The following is a 21,859-nucleotide window of genomic DNA, read 5'->3' on the forward strand; positions in this document are numbered from 1 at the left end:
CGGGGTCAAGCGACGGCTACGACGTCGAGAATCCGCTGGACCACCCGGTCCTGATCGATGCCAGCGGCTTCGGCTTCAAAAGAAAGAATGATGCGATGGCGCAGCACGTCGAACAGCACGGCCTGGATATCTTCCGGGCTGACGAAGTCGCGGCCGGCCAGCCAGGCGTGGGCACGGGCGCAGCGGTCCAGGGCAATCGAGCCGCGCGGGCTGGCGCCGTAGGCGATCCACTCGGCCATCTCCGGGTCGAACTTGGCCGGGATGCGGGTGGCCATGACCAGTTGCACCAGGTATTCCTCCACGGCGTCGGCCATGTACAGACCGAGGATTTCCTTGCGCGCGGCGAAGATCGTCTGCTGGGTAACCCGACGCTCAGGCTTGGCTTCACCGTTCAGGGCTTCGCCGCGGGCCTGTTGCAGGATCTTGCGTTCAACGGTCGCGTCCGGGAAACCGATCTTCACGTGCATCAGGAAACGGTCGAGCTGGGCTTCCGGCAGCGGGTAGGTGCCTTCCTGCTCGATCGGGTTCTGCGTGGCCATCACCAGAAACAGCGGCGACAGCTCATAGGTGCTGCGTCCGACACTGACTTGCCGCTCGCCCATGGCTTCGAGCAGCGCCGACTGCACCTTGGCCGGGGCGCGGTTGATTTCGTCCGCCAGTACCAGGTTGTGGAAGATCGGGCCCTGTTGGAACACGAAACTGCCGGTTTCCGGTCGATAGATTTCCGTACCGGTAATGTCGGCCGGCAGCAGGTCGGGGGTGAACTGGATGCGGTGGAACTGAGCTTCGATGCCTTCGGCGAGTTCTTTGATGGCCTTGGTCTTGGCCAGGCCAGGGGCGCCTTCGACCAGCATGTGGCCGTCGGCGAGCAGGGCGATGAGCAAGCGCTCAACGAGCTTTTCCTGGCCGAGAATCTGCGTTGAAAGAAAGGTTCGCAGCGCGAGCAGCGCTTCACGATGTTCCATCGATGACTGTTCCTGCAAAAGGGTGGCCGAGGACGTTTGAATGACGCCAGGGCTGGGGGCGTTACTTTAATCCATCGCGGGGGGCGGCGACTAACGGCATTTTGCGCAAAGTGCGGGAAATGGGTGGCAATAGCTGTAGGGATTTTCTATAGGTCACAGAATGGCGGTGTTCTTCAGGGCCTCTTCGCGAGCAAGCCCGCTCCCACATTTGATCGCATTCTTACTGGAAGAGCGCGGTCGACTGTGGGAGCGGGCTTGCTCGCGAAGGCGTCAGTCAGTGCGCTGATATTTCAGAGCTGGCTGATATAAGTGCCGGTGCCCTTAAGAATGTTCTGCAAGGTTTCTTCCACTTCCGCCAGATCGCTCGGATCGGTGCTGTGAGTAATTTCCAGCACATCATCCCCATTCAGCGCATCGGCATCGGCGGCAGCAATTTCGATCTTCAACAGGGAAGGGCTAAGGGTGATCTTCACGCCGTCGAGGGTCGAAGGCTCGCCGTCGAGGGTGATTTCCAGCTCGTCCTCATCCGGATAGCGGCTCATCAGGAACATTTCGCCCTGGTCGCTGTGGCAGCAGAGCATGGCCATGTTGTCTTCCTCGTCGTCGCATGGGTTGACGATCAAGAGGGCGGTTTTCATTTTCATGGGAAATTCCTGGCTCGACGAGCGCTGCGAATAAAGACAGGGGCGCAATTCTGCCAGTCTTTAAAAAAAACTGCTCGGCTATAGGCCGTGTCGCGTTGCGATAGCAACAACAGCGAGACATCACTGTGCAATTGTTTTCAGTGTAATTGCCAAGGGCTGGAAGTGTGACCAGTCGTCGGCACTGTAATTTTTGACAGTAGCCATTCTTCGGTTTGAAGCATTAGCTGTAGACCTTGATATTTGCAGCAGCTGTGAGGTGTAGACATGAAGTCGATGAGTAAATGGCAGGGTGCCATGGTTTTCTGTGTTGCTTCGTTGCCTTTGTTGGTGAGTGCGGCCACTCCTGATTATTCACATGTGATGATATTGGTTAAGCGCGATGTTTCATTTTCGGAAAGTCAGGGGCGGGCAGGTGTCAGTAATGATTCACTAAAGGCGCTCAAGCTTCTTGCGCCCCATATGCGGGCGATGGTTCCAGTTTCCGGAAAGAGATCTAATGCCCAGTTACAGGCGCTGCAAAGACATAGATTGGATCGTTATTTCATCGTTGATACTCGCACCCTCACTAAAAAGCAGGCGGAGGCGTTACTGCTGAAAATCAAGCAAAATCCGGTTGTGGAAGAGGCTGACTTTGAGCCGCGGGTAAATGGCATGCACAACGATAACGGTATTGAGGTTGCTCGTGAAGACATTCCTGATCACACGGGCCGCCAAAATTACCTGCAAGGGAGAGCTGCCGTTTCCCCCTATAAAATCGGGGGTGTCAATGCAGTAGAACCTTGGAAGGTTTCAGGCGGGAAAGGCGAGGAAATGCAGGTGGTCTCTGCGGAAATTGATCACTGGGCCTACGATCATGTTGATTTGCCAAAGCCTTATTTGGAGATTAACGTCGATGCGGTGACCGGCTCCCATGACACATCGAGCGCTGGCACAATTGTCTCGCAGGAAAATGGCTTTGGTACTACCGGTATCGTGCCTTACGCCAAATTAGGCTATCTGCAGTGGGGGTCGGAGAGATTGGTCCAGCTGGCAGAGCAGTTGGGCGAAGGTGATGTTGTGCAGTTGGGTGTGCAATATGATTACACGCCATTTAAACAAATAGATTGCACGGAAAATTGTATGATGCCGTTGGAGTACAATAAGGTAGTGCGCGATACGGTTGCCTATATCACTGAAGAAAAGGGCGCGCATGTAGTTTTGGCGGCGGCGAATGGTGATATAAATTTGGATCACGATTACTTCCAGGGTTACTTTGACCGAAATATTTTTGATTCCGGCGCAATTTATGCTGGTGCTGTCGAGCCTAAGACGGGTCTTAGAGCCTGGTACTCTGAATATGGTAGCCGCGTGGATATGTTCAGTTGGGGGGAGAATGTAACAACTACTTCATGGCGTAGAAGTAATCCTACGACGGCATATACCCATACTTATGCCGGTACTTCTTCAGCCAACCCGATCCTTGCCGGTGTCATTGCCTCTTTGCAAGGGGTCGCCCGTGCCAATGGCCTGGGCAATATCCCACCGAAAGTACTCCGTGAACTCCTCGTTGAAACGGGCTACCCGCAGATCAACGGCAATCGGACAGAAATCGGGGTTCAGCCCGATCTCGATGCCGCCATCAAGAAAATGCTGGCAGACGGGGCCGACAAACCACCTACAGGACGGCTTGCCTTGCCAGAGGAAGTAGCATCGGGCGAGACGTTTAGCGCACATGTCTATGCGGAGTCTCCCTCAAACAAACCACTGACTTATCGTTGGACCGCCACCAGGTTTTTGCCGCCGATAGGGAATGGGGAGTCGATGTCTTTCACCGCGCCAACAGTCACTGCCGATACCACAGGCACCCTTTCCGTGGATGTTTCCGACGGCACTCATACCCTCAATCTGGCGGAACATGTGACCATCAAAGCGCCTGTCGGGGCGGGGGAGTGTGGCGACATCCCGGTGTGGGATGCCGGCAAGGTTTATGCCGTCTACGCAGAGGAGGTGGCGTACAAGGAGAAGAAATACAAACAAAACTTCCACAACCTCAATAAGCAACCGGATCTCCATTCAGCTGCGTTTGGCAAGGAGTGGCAGCTCGGGGTTGATTGCCCGTAACAAGGTCATTGGCGGATTTGTGTTGTTGCCTATACCGAAATTTTCAACTGGCGGGGAGCGCTGAGGTTCAGTGAACCCACCAGCAAGCGTGATCAAGTCATCGTCGTTAAACACGGCATCGTTCGCCACCGCTCCAGAAGCGGTCGGTTAGTTTCTCTTCCCTCCCCAAGCTGCTCATCCGAGTTCTGAGATCGTGTCGTGAACGGGCAGAGTGTTACTGGTCATTTCTGGTACGCATGTCCCGTAAAACCGGACGGAAAACCGTCATTTTTCTGTGCGAATGCTAGTGTTGTTCGATGCGCATGCCTTGAGCAGCGTACCGATGACCGAATATGTCGCAGCACCGCAAGCATGGGCCTTGCCGCACTCGTTAAGCTGCGCAACGGATGAGCACCCGTAAAGACATTGCGCCGCACCCGGCCCAGTCGTTTTTGCAGATGCCCATTCACGGAAGGTGAATGTGACCTGAGTGTCTCGTCCAGCTTCACCCACCTGTCACCCTGTTTCCTCTGCCCGAGAATCAGGAGCCGGGTGACGGCTAGCTTTGAAACGTAGCCCCGAAAGGGGTTTCGCGCGACGCTTTCATCAATAACAAGCCCAAGCGGAGTACCACAGATGGCGTTCTTCACCGCAGCCAGCAAAGCCGACTTCCAGCACCAACTGCAAGCGGCACTGGCGCAGCACATCAGTGAACAGGCACTGCCACAAGTGGCGCTGTTCGCTGAACAATTCTTCGGCATCATTTCCCTTGACGAGCTGACCCAGCGTCGGTTGTCCGACCTCGCTGGCTGCACCCTTTCTGCATGGCGCCTGCTTGAGCGCTTTGATCACGCGCAACCGCAAGTGCGCGTCTACAACCCTGATTACGAACGTCACGGCTGGCAGTCGACCCACACCGCGGTCGAAGTGCTGCACCACGACCTGCCATTCCTGGTGGACTCGGTGCGTACCGAGCTGAACCGTCGTGGCTACAGCATCCATACCCTGCAAACCACCGTGCTGAGCGTGCGTCGTGGCAGCAAGGGCGAGTTGCTGGAAATCCTGCCAAAAGGCACCCAGGGCGACGACATTCTGCAAGAGTCGTTGATGTACCTGGAAATCGACCGCTGCGCCAACACCGCCGAGCTCAATGTGCTGAGCAAGGAACTGGAGCAGGTGCTCGGTGAAGTCCGCGTGGCCGTTGGCGATTTCGAGCCGATGAAGGCCAAGGTCCAGGACATCCTGACCAAGCTGGACAATAGCCAGTTCGCCGTCGATGGTGACGAGAAGAGCGAAATCAAGAGCTTCCTGGAATGGCTGGTGGGCAACCACTTCACCTTCCTCGGCTACGAAGAGTTCGTGGTCAGCGACGAAGCCGATGGCGGCCACATCGTCTATGACAAGGATTCTTTCCTTGGCCTGACCAAGCTGCTGCGTGCCGGCCTGACCTACGATGACCTGCGCATCGAAGACTACGCCGTGAACTACCTGCGCGAACCGACCCTGCTGTCGTTCGCCAAGGCCGCGCACCCAAGCCGTGTACACCGTCCGGCTTACCCGGACTACGTATCGATCCGCGAAATCGATGCCAACGGCAAGGTCATCAAGGAATGCCGTTTCATGGGCCTGTACACCTCGTCGGTGTATGGCGAGAGCGTGCGGGTGATCCCGTACATCCGCCGCAAGGTCGAGGAAATCGAACACCGCTCCGGCTTCCAGGCCAAGGCTCACCTGGGCAAGGAACTGGCGCAGGTGCTCGAAGTGCTGCCGCGCGACGATCTGTTCCAGACCCCGGTGGACGAGCTGTTCAGCACCGTGATGTCGATCGTGCAGATCCAGGAACGCAACAAGATTCGCGTGTTCCTGCGCAAAGACCCGTACGGCCGCTTCTGCTACTGCCTGGCCTACGTGCCGCGTGACATCTACTCCACCGAAGTGCGCCAGAAGATCCAGCAAGTGCTGATGGATCGCCTGAAAGCGACCGATTGCGAGTTCTGGACCTTCTTCTCCGAGTCCGTGCTGGCCCGCGTGCAACTGATCCTGCGCGTCGACCCGAAAAACCGTCTCGACATCGACCCGCTGCTGCTGGAAAAAGAAGTGGTGCAGGCCTGCCGCAGCTGGCAGGACGACTACGCCGCCCTGACCGTCGAAAGCTTCGGCGAAGCCCACGGCACCAACGTGCTGGCCGACTTCCCGAAAGGCTTCCCGGCCGGTTACCGCGAGCGCTTCGCAGCCCACTCGGCTGTGGTCGACATGCAGCACCTGCTGAGCCTGAACGAAAAAAATCCGCTGGTGATGAGCTTCTACCAGCCGCTGGGCGGGGTGTCCGGCCAGCGCATGCTGCACTGCAAGCTGTACCACGCCGATACCCCGCTGGCGCTGTCCGACGTGCTGCCGATCCTGGAAAACCTCGGCCTGCGCGTGCTGGGTGAGTTCCCGTATCGCCTGCGTCACAACAACGGCCGCGAGTTCTGGATTCACGATTTCGCGTTCACCGCCGCCGAAGGCCTGGAACTCGACATCCAGCAACTCAACGACACGCTGCAGGACGCCTTCGTCCACATCGTGCGTGGCGAAGCCGAGAACGACGCGTTCAACCGTCTGGTGCTGACTGCCGGCCTGCCATGGCGCGACGTGGCGCTGCTGCGTGCCTACGCCCGCTACATGAAGCAGATTCGTCTGGGCTTCGACCTGGGCTACATCGCCAGCACCCTGAACAACCACACCGACATCGCTCGCGAGCTGACCCGGTTGTTCAAGACCCGTTTCTACCTGGCGCGCAAGCTGACCGGCGACGATCTGGAAGACAAGCAACAACGCCTGGAGCACGCGATTCTGGCTGCCCTGGACGACGTTGCAGTCCTGAACGAAGACCGCATCCTGCGTCGCTACCTGGACCTGATCAAGGCCACCCTGCGTACCAACTTCTACCAGACCGATGCCAACGGCCATAACAAGTCGTACTTCAGCTTCAAGTTCAACCCGCACTTGATTCCTGAACTGCCGAAGCCTGTTCCGAAATTCGAAATCTTCGTTTACTCGCCGCGCGTCGAAGGCGTGCACCTGCGCTTCGGCAACGTGGCCCGTGGCGGTCTGCGCTGGTCCGACCGTGAAGAAGACTTCCGTACCGAAGTCCTCGGCCTGGTAAAAGCCCAGCAAGTGAAGAACTCGGTGATCGTGCCGGTGGGTGCGAAGGGCGGCTTCCTGCCGCGTCGCCTGCCACTGGGCGGCAGCCGTGACGAGATCGCGGCCGAGGGTATCGCCTGCTACCGCATTTTCATTTCCGGTCTGCTGGACATCACCGACAACCTGAAGGACGGCGCGCTGGTGCCACCGGCCAACGTCGTGCGTCATGACGACGATGACCCGTACCTGGTAGTGGCGGCGGACAAGGGCACTGCGACCTTCTCCGACATCGCCAACGGCATTGCCATCGACTACGGCTTCTGGCTGGGTGACGCGTTTGCGTCCGGTGGTTCGGCCGGTTACGACCACAAGAAGATGGGCATCACCGCCAAGGGCGCGTGGGTCGGCGTACAGCGCCACTTCCGCGAGCGCGGCATCAATGTCCAGGAAGACAGCATCACCGTGGTTGGCGTCGGCGACATGGCCGGCGACGTGTTCGGCAACGGCTTGTTGATGTCCGACAAGCTGCAACTGGTCGCGGCCTTCAACCACCTGCACATCTTCATCGACCCGAACCCTGAGCCTGCGAATAGCTTCGCCGAGCGTCAGCGCCTGTTCGACCTGCCGCGTTCGGCCTGGTCGGACTACGACACCAGCATCATGTCCGAAGGCGGCGGTATCTTCTCGCGCAGCGCGAAGAGCATCGCGATTTCCGAGCAGATGAAAGAGCGCTTCGACATCCAGGCCGACAAGCTGACCCCGACCGAACTGCTGAACGCCTTGCTCAAGGCTCCAGTGGATCTGCTGTGGAACGGCGGTATCGGTACTTACGTCAAGGCCAGCACTGAAAGCCACGCCGATGTCGGCGACAAGGCCAACGATGCACTGCGCGTGAACGGCAACGAACTGCGCTGCAAAGTCGTGGGCGAGGGCGGTAACCTGGGCATGACCCAGCTGGGTCGCGTCGAGTTCGGCCTCAATGGCGGCGGTTCCAACACCGACTTCATCGACAACGCCGGTGGCGTGGACTGCTCCGACCACGAAGTGAACATCAAGATCCTGCTGAACGAAGTGGTTCAGGCCGGCGACATGACCGACAAGCAACGTAATGAGTTGCTGGCGAGCATGACCGACGAAGTCGGTGGTCTGGTGCTGGGCAACAACTACAAGCAGACCCAGGCCCTGTCCCTGGCAGCCCGTCGTGCCTTGCCGCGGATTGCCGAGTACAAGCGCCTGATGAACGATCTGGAAGGTCGCGGCAAGCTGGATCGCGCCATCGAGTTCCTGCCGGCCGAAGAAGCCATCAACGAGCGCGTCGCTGAAGGCCATGGCCTGACCCGTGCCGAGCTGTCGGTGCTGATCTCGTACAGCAAGATCGACCTCAAGGAGCAGCTGCTGGGCTCCCTGGTACCGGACGACGATTACCTGACCCGCGACATGGAAACCGCTTTCCCGCCAACCCTGGTGAGCAAGTTCTCCGCGGCCATGCGTCGTCACCGTCTGAAGCGCGAAATCGTCAGCACCCAGATCGCCAACGACCTGGTCAACCACATGGGCATCACCTTCGTTCAACGACTCAAAGAGTCGACCGGCATGAGCCCGGCGAACGTGGCCGGCGCCTACGTGATCGTGCGCGACATTTTCCACCTCCCGCACTGGTTCCGTCAGATCGAGAACCTGGACTACCAGGTTTCCGCCGACGTTCAGCTGGAGCTGATGGACGAGCTGATGCGCCTGGGCCGTCGCGCCACGCGCTGGTTCCTGCGTACCCGTCGCAACGAGCAGAACGCTGCCCGTGACGTCGCGCACTTCGGTCCGCACCTGGCAGCGCTGGGCCTCAAGCTCGACGAACTGCTGGAAGGTCCGACCCGCGAAGGCTGGCAGACCCGTTACCAGGCCTACGTCGCGGCTGGCGTGCCTGAGTTGCTGGCGCGCATGGTTGCAGGCACCACTCACCTGTACACCCTGCTGCCGATCATCGAGGCTTCCGACGTGACCGGCCAGAACGCAGCGGACGTGGCCAAGGCCTACTTCGCGGTGGGCAGCGCGCTGGACATCACCTGGTACCTGCAACAGATCAGCGCTCTGCCGGTTGAAAACAACTGGCAGGCCCTGGCCCGTGAAGCGTTCCGTGATGACGTCGACTGGCAGCAACGTGCAATCACCATCTCGGTCCTGCAACAGGGCGACGGTACCCAGGACGTGGAAACACGGCTCTCCCTGTGGATGGCGCAGCACGAAAGCATGATCGAACGCTGGCGCGCCATGCTGGTGGAAATCCGTGCCGCCAGCGGCACCGACTACGCCATGTACGCGGTAGCCAACCGCGAACTGCTCGACCTGGCGTTGAGCGGTCAGGCGGTAGTGCCTGCCGCTGTCGCCGCCGAGCTGGAACCGGCTGCCTGATCAGGCGTTGAATGAAAAAACCCCGCATCGAGAGATGCGGGGTTTTTTTTGGTCTGCAGGTTTTGAGGTGTCTGGGCGGGCCACTTCGCCAGCAAGCCGGCTCCTACAGAGATGTGTTGTTCATACGCTATGCGACCGACGCAAAACTTGTAGGAGCCGGCTTGCTGGCGATGAGGCCATTCGTCTTAATACAATTTCTTGTCCGGCATGTTGTTGATCATCGACACATTACTTGTCGGGCTGGTCAGCAAATTGCTGAGCGACTGGTCAAACTTTTGCAGGGCCCTTACTTGCACGCTCTGTTGTTCGTTAATGTCCGCAACTATCTCTTCGCTGCGTTTATAGTCGGCCCATACCGGACTAAGTGCTTTGGCGTCATGCCCTTGTGCAGTGCCGATGTAGTTGAAGTTTTTGTCATAAAAGTCCGCACTGACGTCCGCCTGGATGTCCGAACTGCGCGACGTCATCAGTTGACTGCGGGTGTCGACCACCGCCATTACATCCGGCTTTGCCGCCCTGAGGCTCTGCATGTCCGGGTATACGATAACCGAGCCGAACTGCCGCTCCAGGGAGGCCTTGACCCAATCCACCGCCTGGTCTGGCCTGGAGGTGGCTACGTAGGCGTCATGAATCGGCTGCACCAGCAAGCTCTGGCCGAAGCCGGTGCCGGCATTGGCTTGATAATCCTGAAGGTAGGCACGATTGGTCTGAGTGGATTGGCTGTAGATCACGCCCAAGGAAACATGACGACCGTTGGTGATGAGGGTGGCGCCGCTGCGACCGACCGGTTCGGTGAAGATGCTGTTCAGGGAAGTGACTGCTTTCGGGGCGGTGGGTACGGAGCAGCCGGTTAAAACAACCGCTAGTGTCAGCGTACTGGCAAGCGCAAGTTTCATGGTGTTTCTCCAGTGAAACAATTCAGTCGAAAGTTGAAGTTGCCGGTGTTGTACCGGCGGTGACTCAAGACTAAACCCGGAATGATTTAATTAAATAGCCAATGTTCGCGCTTCTCCGGTGGCCAATAGTTTTGTTTGGTTTAACCCTTTGCGGTTAATTGCCTCGGGAAATAAAAAAGCCCGAATTCGCGATTCGAGCCTTTTTATTTATAGCTGTAGGTTCAGCCATCAGTGTTCCAAGGGGATCAACACTTTTTCATCCGGGGCCAATACCATGAACACCAGCAGCTTGGCCGGCAGGGTCGCGCTGGCGTTTTTCGACACCAAGTGTTCCGATCCGGCCGGCTCGTACCAGAACTCACCGGCCTTGTAGGTCTTCGCAGGCTCGCCTTTGACCTGGGAAACGATCGCGCCCGAGAGGACATAGGCCATGGCGGTGCCATCGTGTTTATGGGCGATGGACGACTGGCCGGGTTGGTAATCGACTTCGATCATCAGCGCTTTTTTACCAGGGGCGTTTTTCAACATTTCGTCCTGCAGGACAGTGACTTTTTCCGACGGGTCATGGGCAAAGGCCGATGCACAAAACATCAGGGCCAAGGCGGCAAGGGGGGCAGCACGGAAGCGCAACACGTTCATGGTTCTTTACCTGCGGTGGGTTAGTTGTTGAAAACAACAGTAGTCCGCAAGCGGTAGCGATCAAACAGCCAATACTCGGGAAGGCGAGGGGACCAATGACAGGCGATAGCGGGGGAGGGTGGAAAATATTGTGGCGAGGGAGCTTGCTCCCGCTGGGCCGCGAAGCGGCCCCAAATCCAGCCTGCGCATTGGGTCAGGCAGACCGCGTTTGCCGGTTTTGCGTCGGCTGCGCAGACGAGCGGGAGCAAGCTCCCTCGCCACAGGAGTGGGTCAGGGGATCGGGAATCGCCCTCGCCACAGGAATGGGTCAGACGATCGGGAAGCTGTTGAAGTCCACCGAATTGGCCAGTTGGCTGTCGATCAGGCTGATAAAACCCTGGACTTCCGGGCAGTTGAAGTGCGACCGCATGGCCGCTTCCGATTGCCAGCGGGCGCTGACGGTCCAGCGATTGGTGTCCTCGGGGCAGCGGTCGACCATATAGGTATCGCAGCCCGGTAGTTCACGCAGGGTTTCGACAATTTTTTGCAGTTGCTTGCCCAGTTCATCCGAGCGCCCGGCGGCGGCCTGCACCTGTACTGTATTGATCACTTCATAGGACATTGCTCACACTCCTGAATCAGGCCGGACGAATCCTGCTCATTGAGGGATAACGCCTATGCAGGATAGGCCTGCCTCCGGGGACCGCCAATAGCCAATCACCGGATAAAGCCGCAGGCCAATCCGTCAGGCGACCTGCTGCAGAATGTCGCGCAAACGGTCCAGGGCAGTGTCGATGTCGAGGGTTTCGATGGCGCCAAAACCCAGGAAAAGCCCGGCCTTGGGCGCTTCCTGATAGAAAAAGCTGTCGATGGCATAGAGTCCGACTTCGACTTTTTTCGCCAGTTCGATCACTAATGGAATATCCATCGGCACTTTGCACATCACCACCATGTGGAATCCGGCAGTGGATGGCACCGCCTCAAACCAGGGCGAGAGGTCGTCGGCCATGCGCGTCAGGATCCGCTCGCGACGCCCGGCGTAGATCGTATGGCAGCGGCGGATGTGCTTGAGCAGGCAGCCTTCGGCGATGAACTTGGCCAGTGCCCATTGCGGCAGGGTCGACGTGTGCAGGTCGGTGAGCTGTTTGGCGCGCACCACGGCCTCCAGGATCGCTGGCGGCAGGATCGCATAGCCGAGCCGCAGTTCCGGCAGCAGGGTTTTGGAAAAGGTCCCGACGTAAGCGACGATCCCCCGTTCGTCCATGCTTTGCAGGGAATCGGTGGGGCGGCCTTCATAGCGAAATTCGCTGTCGTAGTCGTCCTCGATAATGATCGCGCCCAACTCATGGGCCTTGGCCAGCAATGCGACACGGCGCGCCTGACTCATGGCGATGCCCAGCGGAAACTGGTGCGAAGGGGTGACGTAGATCAGCCGTGTGCCGCGAGGAATCTTGTCCACCACAATGCCTTCGGCGTCCACCGGTACGCCAATCACCGTGGCGCCATGGGAGCCGAACAGCAGCCGCGCCGGCGGGTAACCGGGGTCCTCCATGGCGACCAGGCTGCCCGGGCTGATCAGCACCCTGGCAATCAGGTCCAGCGCCTGCTGCGCACCATTGCACACCACGACATCCTCGTCCTGGCAATTGACCCCGCGGGAGAACGCGATGTGCCGCGCAATGGCATTGCGCAGGGCCGGCAAGCCCTCGGGCAGGCTGTAGTAGCCCTTGGAGCCGGCTATCTGGCGCAGTGCGTGAGAGGTGCAGCGCCGCCAGTCATCCTGGGGAAACTGGCCCTTGCTGGTGGCGCCGCCAATGAAGTCGTAGCGCAACGAGCCTTCCAGGGTCGGATGACGCAGGAACACCGGCAGGTTGCGCCAGGACTCGATCACGTCGAAACCGGCAAGCTCGTCATGGCTTTGTTTGCGCAACACCTTCGACGTGCGCGCGTTGACGTAGGTGCCTTTGCCGACCACCCCGGTGAGGAAGTTTTCATAGGTCAGTTGAGCGTAGGTGTCGGAAATGGTCTTGCGCGAAATGCCCAGTTGTTCGGCCAGCAGACGGCTGGGCGGCAGTTGTGTCCCGGCGGCCAGGCGACCGGATTCGATGGCGCTGCGCAGTTGGTTGTACAACTGGCCGGCCAGGTCCTTGCGGCCATTGATGACAACATGTAGTTCCATACCGGCGAGGCTCCGGGAATGTTGAGGCGCGTGTGCGTCGCGCAAGATTACCCTTATCCGCTTGTCGTGCAGAAGTTGTGCAGTGGAAAAACCGTCAATTGGTCTGGCGGCGGTGGTCCACGGGGAAATCGCGTAATTGGATCTGTCCTGCTTTTGCGCTTGCGATTACCGTAAGAATCACATCACAGCTGCACGAGATCGCTCCATGACCCTTCGCCTGGATTACTACAGTGCGTCCCCCAAGGCGATGAAAGCCATGATCGCCATGGAGGCCCTGACCAGCAGCTTGAGCATCGAGCAGGGCCTGCTGCACCTGATCAAGATTCGTGCCTCCCAGCTCAATGGCTGTGCCTTTTGCACCGACATGCACTCGGTGGATTCAAGGCGCCTGGGCGAAAGCGACCGGCGTCTGTATTCCATTGTGGTCTGGCGCGACAGCAACTTTTTCAATCCGCGCGAAAGAGCCGCGCTGGCCTGGACCGAGGCGGTCACCTTGCTCTCCGAAAGCCACGTGCCGGACGATGTCTACGCCCAGGCCCGTGAGCAGTTCAGCGAATGCGAAATGGTCGACCTGACCATCGCCGTCACCACCATCAACAGCTGGAATCGCCTGGCCGTGAGCTTTCGGCAAACGCCCAGCGCCTGAGTCCTTGTCATATCAGGTTCATGAACGATGCGCAGGATGGAACTGTCAGTCTGGTCGACAGGGAGTCCGCGATGTCAGTCATGCAAACCAGCGCCCACCAGGGGGTTACCGAGTATCGCGTAGCCATTGATAAAAACGCGTCCTGGCGCCAGATGGCGGCGGCAATCGACCCCGAACTGGCGCTGTGTTTCACCGCCAGTGCCCGTTGCGGTTGTTTCATGCAGGCCGCCCGCAGTCTCAACATCAAGGCCACCCGTCTGCGCCGGCAACTGGTGCTGCTGGAAACGCAACTGCAGTGCTCGCTGTTCAACCAGTCCGACAATGGTTTGAGTCTCAGCCGCGATGGCTTGCGCTTGCACGCACAATTGATCGCCCTGGCCCATGAGCGTGATTTGCCAGTGATCGAGCAGCCGCTGATTCGGTTGGCCGTGGCGGATTCCATCCTGCATGACATTCTCGGACGTGACCTGGTTGCACTGCTGCGGCGCAACGCCAGCGTGCGCCTGGACATCATCACGCTCGACAGTGAATTGTCATTGCAGGCGGTCAGCGCCGACGTGGTGGTGTGGCTGGGCGAGACTGAATCGCCGTTACCGGGGCCGAGCTTTGCCACCACCGAACCGCGGCGCCTGGCGCAACTCGATTACCTGCCGCACATTGCCAAGCGCTACTCGCGGGTGGCTGCCAGGCCGGAATGCCTGGATGAGCTGGCTGACTTTCTCCTGGTGCAATGGCGACAGGATTGCCAGATAGAAAGCTTCCGGCCATGGAATGCACTGGTGGATCAGCGTCTGGCCGGCGCGGTGCAATTGCAATCCTGGGAGCTGATGCTGGAGATGATCCGTTGCAGTGCCTGCATCGGCCTGCTACCGCACTACATGAGCCACTTCGACCGCGGACTGATCGCCTTGCCGGGTTTGTTTGGCCAGCCGATGCGGCGTCAGGTGTGGATGGCGGTCAATGCCGAGTCACAGGGTCAAGCGCAGGTAAAGATGATCGTCGAGTTGATCGAAAACACCTTCGCCGAGCGTCGCGATTGGTTCGAGTGAAGATGTTTTGGCAAGCTGCAATCCCACAAAGGTTTCGTTCGGGATACAGTGAACGGCCATGTCTGCTTCAAGGATGATTCACCCATGCCGACCACCGAACCCGTTTTCACCCTCGAACGCTTCAACGAATCCCATATCGAAGGCATCACGGCGCTGTACAACGATCCGGCAATCGCCCGGCAGACCCTGCAAATGCCGTTTCAGTCCACCGAGCTCTGGCGCAGTCGCCTGGCGCTGGATAACGAGCGCCTGGTGAAAGTGGTGGCCCTGCATCAGGGCACGGTCATCGGCAACATTGGCCTGGAGCAGTTCTCACGCATTCGTCGCAACCATGCCGGCAGTTTCGGCATGGGCGTTGCGGTCGAGTGGCAGGGCAAGGGCGTGGGCTCGAAGCTGCTCGCGGCGGCACTGGATATCGCCGACAACTGGATGAACCTGCAACGCGTCGAGCTTTCGGTATTTGCCGATAACGAAGCGGCCATTGCGCTGTATCGCAAGTTCGGCTTCGAAACCGAGGGCCTGTTGCGTGATTACGCCGTGCGCGACGGCGTCCTGGTGGACACCTTGAGCATGGCGCGCCTGCGTCGCCCGCCCAAGGCCGGTTGAGTCAGTCGCCCAGGGCGAACGCCACCGCAGCTCGGGCATGCAGCTCGGTGGTGTCGAGCAAGGGCAGGGCGCTGTGTTCGGGTTTGATCAGCAAACCGATTTCCGTGCAGCCCAGGATGATCGCCTGGGCGCCGCGCTGCTCCAGCGACGCGATGACCTGTTGATACTCCCGGCGTGAGGCTTCGCTGATCACGCCGACGCACAACTCGTCGTAGATGATCCGGTGCACGGCCTGGCGCTCATCGGCTTGCGGCACCAACACGGTCAAGCCCCGGGCGGCAAGGCGTTCCTTGAGGAACTCCTGCTCCATGGTGAACGCGGTGCCCAGCAAGCCCACCTTCAATGCCCCGGCCTCGACCGCAGCCTGGGCGGCCGGATCGGCGATGTGCAGGAAAGGAATGTCGATGGCGGCCTGAATTTGCCCGGCGACCTTGTGCATGGTGTTGGTGCACAACACCACGCAATCGGCGCCTCCGGCCTGCAGGCGCTGCGCGGCATCCACCAGGATCAACGCCGCATCGTCCCAGCGACCGGCGTGCTGAGCCTGTTCGACAGGGCCGAAGTCGACGCTGTACATGAGCAACGTTGCCGAACGCAACGGCCCGAGGCGCTCGCGGACCTGCTGGTTGATCAGGCGGTAATACTCGGCGCTGGACTCCCAGCTCATGCCGCCGATTAGGCCGATGGTGCGCATGCTGTGCTCCTGTTCAGGGCTGACGGGTGCCTACAGTGCCCGCGAACACGCCATTGCGCAAACCCCTGGCGTACCTCTTGGCTATTAGTCGCACACCGGGGGCACGCATCTGCCATGCTCAATGTCCGCAGCATCGCTCCAACCAAAGGAACACCGCAATGGACGACGTACAGCAACTGGGCGAAATGCTTCGCCACTATGCAGAAAGCGAAGCGCACAAGAAGCAACTGTTTGAATCCCAGTCGGCTAATTGGGGGGCGCGTATCAGTGAGCTGTTCGATCAGATCGGGCAATGGCTGGAGCCGGTGCAGGCGCCTAATCTGCTGGAGGTGAACCGCGAAGCGTATGTCGCCTCGGGCCCCAGCATTCCTGTGGAGACTTCGACATTCAAGACCGAGAAGCTGTCCATTGTGATTGCCGGCAAACCGGTGGAATTTGTCCCGGAAGTGATGGGGGCGGGTGGGCAGATTTCATTGGCGGTGATGGGATTGACCGCTGCGCGTTTCGGCAGTGTCTCGCTGGTTTGCCAACCGCCTTCCAATAGCTGGCAGTGGCGCAAGACCAATGGGTTGAAGGACCCGGATGTGTTCCCGTTCGATGCGAATTTTCTCGCGCAGCAGTTGCAGGTCTTGATTCCCCGGGATCGTGGCTGAGACAAGAAATCCTGTGGGAGCGGGCTTGCTCGCGAAGGGGCCGTCAGCCCCACATCATCATCATTTGCAGGCAGATTGCCTTCGCGAGCAAGCCCGCTCCCACATTGGCTTGCCGATAGAAAGCGCTGATCAGACAGCGCTTTGAGCCCCGCATCATTTCAACGCCGGATCCCCCATGTTCATTTTCTTCCAGCCCTGCAACAGCACCTGCGCCTTGGGTTCCTGCCCGTTGTCCAGGTAGTACTGCATCAACGACAAGCGGGCATTGCGGTTGGCCGGTTGCACCTTCAACAGCCGTTCCAGCTCCTCGCACGCTTCATCAATTTTGCCGCTGTCATGCAGGGCCACCGCCAGCACGTAGCCGAATTGCCCGCTCTGTGGTTCCAGTTTCGCGGCCTGGCGCAGGTACGGCATGGCTTGAGCCGCCTGGCCCGCACGAATCAGCGCGAGGCCCTGGGTGTGTTGCAGCAGGCCTGAGTCGGGGTGGTCCTTGAGGCTTTGCGCCAGCAGGGCATGGCCTTCCTGACTGCGCCCGTTGGCCTCCAGCCACTGCACCAGCGTCACCAGCGCCGGGAAGAAATCCGGGTCGCGTTGCAGGGCTGCGCGCAGGAAACCTTCGACTTCGGCATTGCGACCGCTGGCCTGGTACAGCATCGCCAGGTTGAGGTTCGCTTCGGCGCGTTCGAGCAGGTTTTTCTGTACCGTCTCGTATTCGCCGATGGCGGCATTCCAGCTGTCCTGGGCCGTGCCCAGGCCGTTGCGCGCGACACTGAGCAAATCCCGGGCGGCGGCGATGCGCACGGCTCTCACCGGGTCATTCAACAAGGGGGTCAGCAGCGGCGCGCGTTCCGCTGGCGGCAGGAATGCGCTGATCGCGCGGATGGCGCTCTCGCGGACTTGCGGCGCCGGGTTGCCCAGGTCCTTGGTCGCCAGTTTCAACGCCTGTTCGCTCGGGTACGCCGGCAGTTCGGCCAGCAGCGTCGCCCGTTGAATCGCTGGCAGGTTGCTGCGTTGCAGTTGCTCGAACAATGCCTGCGCGGCGCCGGCCTGCCCATTGCGAATCAGCCACAGGCTTTCGTCGTAGCGAGGGGCCTGGACCGCGCTGGCATTGGCGGTGTTCCACAGTTTGAACTGCTCGGTGACCTTGTCGCCGGCCTTGCCCTGGTGGCAGGTCAGGCAAGCGTCCGGTGTACCGAGTTTTTTCGCCCGCTCGGGGTTGGGGATGCTGAAGCTGTGGTCATGCCGGAAGTCGTTGCCCATGTAGAACTTGCCGGGCATGTGGCAATCCACGCACTGCGAACCCGGTTGGCCCATGGTGTGGCGAGTGTGTTCGATGGAGTCGTAGTTTTTCGCTTGCAGGCCCTTGCCGTCGACGCCTTCCACGGTGGTTTTGCCGGCGGTGTTATGGCATTGCAGGCAGACGCCGTTGCCCGGCGCTTTCAACTGCGTGCTGTGCGGGTTGTGGCAGTTGCTGCAGCGCACGCCCTTGTCGAACATTTTGCTCTGGGCGAAGGAGCCGTGTTCGAACACTTCGTCCTGGATCTTGCCGTCCAGCGCGTACAGCTCACGGGTCAGGACACTCGGCAGGTAGTCGTCCATCAGGCGCTTGCCGACCGTAAAGCCGTCGTCCAGCGGTGCGCGGCGCGAGTGACAGCGGGCGCAGGTCTCGATTTCGACGGTGGCGTTCTTGTCCTTGAGGTCGACGGCGAAGCCGGCATGGATCAGGTCGGTTTTCTTAGCCGTCCATTCCAGGTGACTGGATGCCGGACCGTGGCAGGCCTGACAGCCGACACCCAGGCTGTTCCAGTGGCTGTCGAAGGTGTTTTTTGCCGCATCGAAATTGCGTTTGAAACCGGTGGTGTGGCACTCGACGCACATGAAGTTGGCGTTCTGGCTCGGTTTGCTCCAGTGCAGCGGGTTCTTGAAGTTCACACCCTGGCCCGGATACAGGTGAAACCAGCGCTGTTTCTCGGTATCCCAGGCGATGCCAAGGGCTTGCAAGCGGCCTTCGCCGACCTCGATCAGGTATTGCTGCAACGGGGCGATGCCAAAGGCATAGGCCACCTTGAAGTCGGCGTTCTTGCCGTCGATGCCCGGGGTATTGACCCAGAACTCGTCACCTTTGCGCGAGAACACCGTGGTCTCTTTTTCGGCCTTGAAGGTGACATTGTTGAAGTCGCCGAGCAGGGTGTCGGCGTTGGCTACCTGCATCGCCAATTGGTGATGGGAGCCTTGCCAGTCCTTGACCTGTTCGCCGTGGCAGCCCTGGCATTGTTGCTCGTCGACCATTTTCGCCGGTGCGACAGCGACCGGTTGCGGCTTGGCCGGTTCAACGACCGGAGCGCTGACAGGGGCAGGCTTGAGCGGCGTGGGTGTGCTGCTCAGCAAAAACCAGCCAATACCCGCCACAGCGAGCAGCAAGATGCCGATGGTGACAGGGAACAGATAACGGTTGATCAGGGTCGGTTGCGAATCAGGGGTTGTGGTTGCAGCTTTATTTTTATGTTTCGGCATTACGACTTCCATGGTCCAGGTGCGATTGCCTTGCGGCGCGCGTTGAAGCTCGGTGCAGCTTTGCCGGATGGTCGGCGTCTGTCAAATGGCAGATGCTGTGAAGCTGACGGCCCCTTCGCGAGCAAGGCCGCTCCCACAGGGGACTTGTGGCGCTCACAGATCCAGTGTGGGAGCGGCCTTGCTCGCGAAGGCGGCCGCCAAGGCGCTGCATCACTCCCCGACAAACCACCGATAATACGGATTCCCCGCATCCCCGCGCATCACCTCGCGAATATCCCTGCCCCAGGCATCACGGTCGCCGTCGTACGCATGCAGGCTGGCCCGGTAGAACTGCATCAGGCGTTGCTGGTGGACGTTCATGCGCTCGGTGAACCCGACATCGGCATTGAGCAGCACGGGCGGCTGATGCAGGTCCAGCAGGGCCGGGAGCACACGGCTGATCTCTTTTGAGCGAACCCAGGGCGCGTACTCGATGCGCGGTTGATCGTCAGTCACCGGTTGCGCATCGGCGGCGAAGCGCTCCAGCCCCGCGCGGTCAGTCACCCAGGTGGCGAGCAACGCTGCGGCCGAACCAACGCCCACATCCTGCAGGGCGTTGCGTACGTTGTCCTGCTGGAAGCGCGCGTTGATCTTCGCCGCGTCCAGCTCGATCGGCTCCATCGACCCCACCAGCAGCATCTCGTGGAACTCGCTGGTCCACAGGGTCGCGTAAGGGAACACATCAAGGAAGCTTTGCACCAGTGAGCGCGAATCGTCGATGTTCTGCGTCGGCAGCGGCAGCCATTGGGCGACCAGGCCCTGTTTCTGCAAACGACTGGCAGCCAGTTGGTAGAAGTCCCGGGAATACAGGTTGACCACGCCGGCAGCGGAGGGCGGTGGCGGTTCGAGGGTGATCAGGTCGTAGCGCTGCGGGTTGCGCAGCAGTTCCTGGCGGCCATCGCGCAGCCGCACATCGACACCCGGATCGGTCGCGGCATTGAAATTGCCCTTGAACAAGGGGGCCGCCTTGACCACCGAAGGCAGCAGCTCGGCGACCACGCGATGCTCCAGGCCCGGGTAGCGGGTCAGGGCGCCGGCGGTGATGCCGGTTCCGAAACCGATCACCAGTGCCGAGCGCGGCTCACCGTTGTGGATCAACAGGGGCAGCAGCGCCTGAATCCGCATGTAGCGCAGGGACGGCATGGCATCGCCGGTATTGGACACGCCTTGAATGTACAGGCGCTGGAAGGCTCTTTCGCCCCTGCCCTGGGTGACAACGGCGACCGTGCCGCCACGGCCTTCTTCATAGAACGTCAGCGTGCCATTGCGCGCCCCCGGCAGCAGGCTGGCGAGCTTGTTCACCGGCGTGAACAGGGCAAGTGCCAGCGACACCAGACCGATGGCAACCACTGCCTGGCGTCGGCCTTTCTTCACCCCATGGCCCTTGCGCACGGCGAGGTACGCGATGGTGGCGGCAATCATCGCCAGCAGGCCCAGGGTCCGTACCAGCCCCAGCATCGGGATCAGGACAAAGCCGCAGAGCATCACGCCGACAATCCCGCCAAGGGTATTGAACGCGACGACTTCGCCGACATTACGCCCCACCTGTTCGCCGCCGACGCTCAAGCGTAGGGCCAACGGGAATGCCGCGCCCAGCAGCAGGGTCGGTACAAACACGATGCTCAAGGCAGCCACGGCAAAGCGTGTGCTCATGCCTGCCAGTTCACTGCCGCCCAATGCCAGTACCCAGGATTCGGCCAGGGACTGGGCGAGTACCAGCCAGCGTCCCAGCAAGGCGATTTCCAGCAATGCAACCATCCCGGCCCCGGCGATCAACAAGCCGAACACACCCCAGGGATCGCGCAGGCGATCGACCCGGCGGGCCAGCAGCATGCTGCCCAGGAACAGCCCGGTGAGGTAGGTCGCCAGCACCACGGCGAAGGCATAGGTGCGGGTGCTCATGAATTGCACGATCGATTGCGACCACACCACTTCGTAGCCCAGTGCCACGCCGCCGGCGATGGAATACAGCCACAGGGCCAGGCGGTCGGGGGCTTTTTCGCTGTGATGTTTCGCCGGGGCATCGACGGGGGCCACGCGCTGGCGCTGGAACCACAAGGCCCCCGCAGCGGCCAGCAGATTGAGCATGGCGGCGGCCAGCGCGCTGCCGCGCACACCGAGGGTGGCAATCAGCAGGAACGCGGCGAGCAGGGTGCCGGCGATGGCCCCGGCAGTGTTCGCCGCATAAAGCTGTCCGCCGGCCTTGCCCAGGTGCTGTGGGTCGCTGGCCAATGAACGAACCAGCACCGGCAACGTACCGCCCATCAACAGCGCGGGAATGCCCACTAGCGCGAAGGGCAGTACCCAGGCCAGCAGGCCTGCATGTTCTTCCAGCCAGGCAAACGGGCTGGCCGCCTGGCTCATGGCGAAGGTCGCAGCGACGCCGAGCACGGCCACCAACACTTCCAGCCCGGCGTACAACAGCACCGGTTGCGCCTCCCGGTCAGCACAGCGCCCGAACAGCAAGCCGCCCAGGGCCAGCCCGGCGAAGAACGCACTGATCCCGGTGGTGATGGCATAGACCTCGACGCCCACCACCAGCGACAGTTGCTTGATCCACAGCACCTGATACACCAGCGCCGCGGCACCGGAGACGAACAGCAACAAGGCGGGGATCAACAGCGCCGGGGAGGCGACATGGGGGGCAGGTATGGCCGACGACTTGCTGGCGACACGTGAGGTCATTGCGGATTGCCTTGTTCCAATTCGAATAAGCCTGCGACCTTGTGAACCCCTTCGCGAGCA

The 21,859-nt window shown here is 60.3% G+C and carries 15 protein-coding genes; 6 read left to right on the top strand and 9 right to left on the bottom strand.

Annotation, left to right across the window (positions count from 1 at the left end):
- Window positions 1–5: 5 nt before the first annotated feature.
- The gene (locus tag QMK54_RS14585; protein WP_110659607.1) at window positions 6–965 is read right to left on the bottom strand and encodes an AAA family ATPase; all 960 of its coding nucleotides are present in this window, start codon (window positions 963–965) and stop codon (window positions 6–8) included.
- Window positions 966–1,255: 290 nt separating this feature from the next.
- Window positions 1,256–1,609 carry a hypothetical protein gene (locus QMK54_RS14590; protein ID WP_223596345.1) on the bottom strand — a complete coding sequence of 118 codons (354 nt, stop codon included), beginning with the start codon at window positions 1,607–1,609 and terminating at the stop codon, window positions 1,256–1,258.
- Between the two features lie 264 nt (window positions 1,610–1,873).
- Here QMK54_RS14590 and QMK54_RS14595 point away from each other — a divergent pair, with 264 nt between their 5' ends.
- A complete protein-coding gene (locus QMK54_RS14595; protein ID WP_320402790.1) occupies window positions 1,874–3,709 on the top strand; it encodes a S8 family serine peptidase in 1,836 nt (611 codons plus the stop codon).
- Between the two features lie 615 nt (window positions 3,710–4,324).
- Complete coding sequence (locus QMK54_RS14600; protein ID WP_110659610.1) at window positions 4,325–9,220, top strand: NAD-glutamate dehydrogenase; 4,896 nt, start codon at window positions 4,325–4,327, stop codon at window positions 9,218–9,220.
- A gap of 185 nt (window positions 9,221–9,405) precedes the next feature.
- On the opposite strand, the gene QMK54_RS14605 is transcribed toward QMK54_RS14600, so the two are convergent.
- The 4 genes from QMK54_RS14605 to QMK54_RS14620 all read right to left on the bottom strand — a co-directional run bounded on the left by QMK54_RS14605 (window position 9,406) and on the right by QMK54_RS14620 (window position 12,913).
- Window positions 9,406–10,116 (bottom strand): ATPase, encoded by a 711-nt coding sequence (locus QMK54_RS14605; protein ID WP_110659611.1) that lies wholly within the window; start codon window positions 10,114–10,116, stop codon window positions 9,406–9,408.
- A 228-nt stretch (window positions 10,117–10,344) separates the two neighbouring features.
- On the bottom strand, window positions 10,345–10,755 hold the full coding sequence (locus QMK54_RS14610; protein ID WP_223596339.1) for a cupin domain-containing protein: 411 nt from the start codon (window positions 10,753–10,755) through the stop codon (window positions 10,345–10,347).
- 307 nt (window positions 10,756–11,062) lie between these two features.
- Entirely contained in the window at window positions 11,063–11,356 is a 294-nt protein-coding gene (locus QMK54_RS14615) for an antibiotic biosynthesis monooxygenase family protein (RefSeq protein ID WP_110660532.1), read from the bottom strand.
- Between the two features lie 123 nt (window positions 11,357–11,479).
- Window positions 11,480–12,913 carry a PLP-dependent aminotransferase family protein gene (locus QMK54_RS14620; protein WP_110660531.1) on the bottom strand — a complete coding sequence of 478 codons (1,434 nt, stop codon included), beginning with the start codon at window positions 12,911–12,913 and terminating at the stop codon, window positions 11,480–11,482.
- A 205-nt stretch (window positions 12,914–13,118) separates the two neighbouring features.
- Between QMK54_RS14620 and QMK54_RS14625 the strand changes: the two genes are divergently transcribed.
- From QMK54_RS14625 to QMK54_RS14635, 3 genes are all read left to right on the top strand, one after another.
- Entirely contained in the window at window positions 13,119–13,559 is a 441-nt protein-coding gene (locus tag QMK54_RS14625) for a carboxymuconolactone decarboxylase family protein (protein ID WP_320402791.1), read from the top strand.
- Between the two features lie 71 nt (window positions 13,560–13,630).
- Window positions 13,631–14,608 carry a LysR family transcriptional regulator gene (locus QMK54_RS14630; protein WP_223596334.1) on the top strand — a complete coding sequence of 326 codons (978 nt, stop codon included), beginning with the start codon at window positions 13,631–13,633 and terminating at the stop codon, window positions 14,606–14,608.
- An 84-nt stretch (window positions 14,609–14,692) separates the two neighbouring features.
- On the top strand, window positions 14,693–15,214 hold the full coding sequence (locus QMK54_RS14635) for a GNAT family N-acetyltransferase (protein ID WP_223596332.1): 522 nt from the start codon (window positions 14,693–14,695) through the stop codon (window positions 15,212–15,214).
- Window position 15,215: 1 nt separating this feature from the next.
- Here the strand turns inward: QMK54_RS14635 and QMK54_RS14640 are convergent, their stop codons facing one another.
- Window positions 15,216–15,908, bottom strand: coding sequence for an aspartate/glutamate racemase family protein (locus tag QMK54_RS14640; RefSeq protein ID WP_223596330.1), 693 nt, complete (start codon window positions 15,906–15,908; stop codon window positions 15,216–15,218).
- A 158-nt stretch (window positions 15,909–16,066) separates the two neighbouring features.
- Here QMK54_RS14640 and QMK54_RS14645 point away from each other — a divergent pair, with 158 nt between their 5' ends.
- The gene (locus QMK54_RS14645) at window positions 16,067–16,561 is read left to right on the top strand and encodes a hypothetical protein (RefSeq protein ID WP_110660526.1); all 495 of its coding nucleotides are present in this window, start codon (window positions 16,067–16,069) and stop codon (window positions 16,559–16,561) included.
- A gap of 153 nt (window positions 16,562–16,714) precedes the next feature.
- Here QMK54_RS14645 and QMK54_RS14650 read toward each other — a convergent pair whose 3' ends face one another.
- Window positions 16,715–19,075 carry a tetratricopeptide repeat protein gene (locus tag QMK54_RS14650; protein WP_320402792.1) on the bottom strand — a complete coding sequence of 787 codons (2,361 nt, stop codon included), beginning with the start codon at window positions 19,073–19,075 and terminating at the stop codon, window positions 16,715–16,717.
- Between the two features lie 210 nt (window positions 19,076–19,285).
- Window positions 19,286–21,799, bottom strand: a complete 2,514-nt coding sequence (locus tag QMK54_RS14655; protein WP_320402793.1) for a fused MFS/spermidine synthase — start codon at window positions 21,797–21,799, stop codon at window positions 19,286–19,288.
- Between the last annotated feature and the right edge of the window lie 60 nt (window positions 21,800–21,859).

Source organism: Pseudomonas sp. P5_109, from assembly GCF_034009455.1.
GTDB lineage: Bacteria > Pseudomonadota > Gammaproteobacteria > Pseudomonadales > Pseudomonadaceae > Aquipseudomonas.

Coding starts and splice junctions, on each gene's coding strand:
- QMK54_RS14585 (WP_110659607.1), bottom strand. CDS start 965: ATGGAACATCGTGAAGCGCTGCTCGCGCTGCGAACCTTTCTTTCAACG.
- QMK54_RS14590 (WP_223596345.1), bottom strand. CDS start 1,609: ATGAAAATGAAAACCGCCCTCTTGATCGTCAACCCATGCGACGACGAG.
- QMK54_RS14595 (WP_320402790.1), top strand. CDS start 1,874: ATGAAGTCGATGAGTAAATGGCAGGGTGCCATGGTTTTCTGTGTTGCT.
- QMK54_RS14600 (WP_110659610.1), top strand. CDS start 4,325: ATGGCGTTCTTCACCGCAGCCAGCAAAGCCGACTTCCAGCACCAACTG.
- QMK54_RS14605 (WP_110659611.1), bottom strand. CDS start 10,116: ATGAAACTTGCGCTTGCCAGTACGCTGACACTAGCGGTTGTTTTAACC.
- QMK54_RS14610 (WP_223596339.1), bottom strand. CDS start 10,755: ATGAACGTGTTGCGCTTCCGTGCTGCCCCCCTTGCCGCCTTGGCCCTG.
- QMK54_RS14615 (WP_110660532.1), bottom strand. CDS start 11,356: ATGTCCTATGAAGTGATCAATACAGTACAGGTGCAGGCCGCCGCCGGG.
- QMK54_RS14620 (WP_110660531.1), bottom strand. CDS start 12,913: ATGGAACTACATGTTGTCATCAATGGCCGCAAGGACCTGGCCGGCCAG.
- QMK54_RS14625 (WP_320402791.1), top strand. CDS start 13,119: ATGACCCTTCGCCTGGATTACTACAGTGCGTCCCCCAAGGCGATGAAA.
- QMK54_RS14630 (WP_223596334.1), top strand. CDS start 13,631: ATGTCAGTCATGCAAACCAGCGCCCACCAGGGGGTTACCGAGTATCGC.
- QMK54_RS14635 (WP_223596332.1), top strand. CDS start 14,693: ATGCCGACCACCGAACCCGTTTTCACCCTCGAACGCTTCAACGAATCC.
- QMK54_RS14640 (WP_223596330.1), bottom strand. CDS start 15,908: ATGCGCACCATCGGCCTAATCGGCGGCATGAGCTGGGAGTCCAGCGCC.
- QMK54_RS14645 (WP_110660526.1), top strand. CDS start 16,067: ATGGACGACGTACAGCAACTGGGCGAAATGCTTCGCCACTATGCAGAA.
- QMK54_RS14650 (WP_320402792.1), bottom strand. CDS start 19,075: ATGCCGAAACATAAAAATAAAGCTGCAACCACAACCCCTGATTCGCAA.
- QMK54_RS14655 (WP_320402793.1), bottom strand. CDS start 21,799: ATGACCTCACGTGTCGCCAGCAAGTCGTCGGCCATACCTGCCCCCCAT.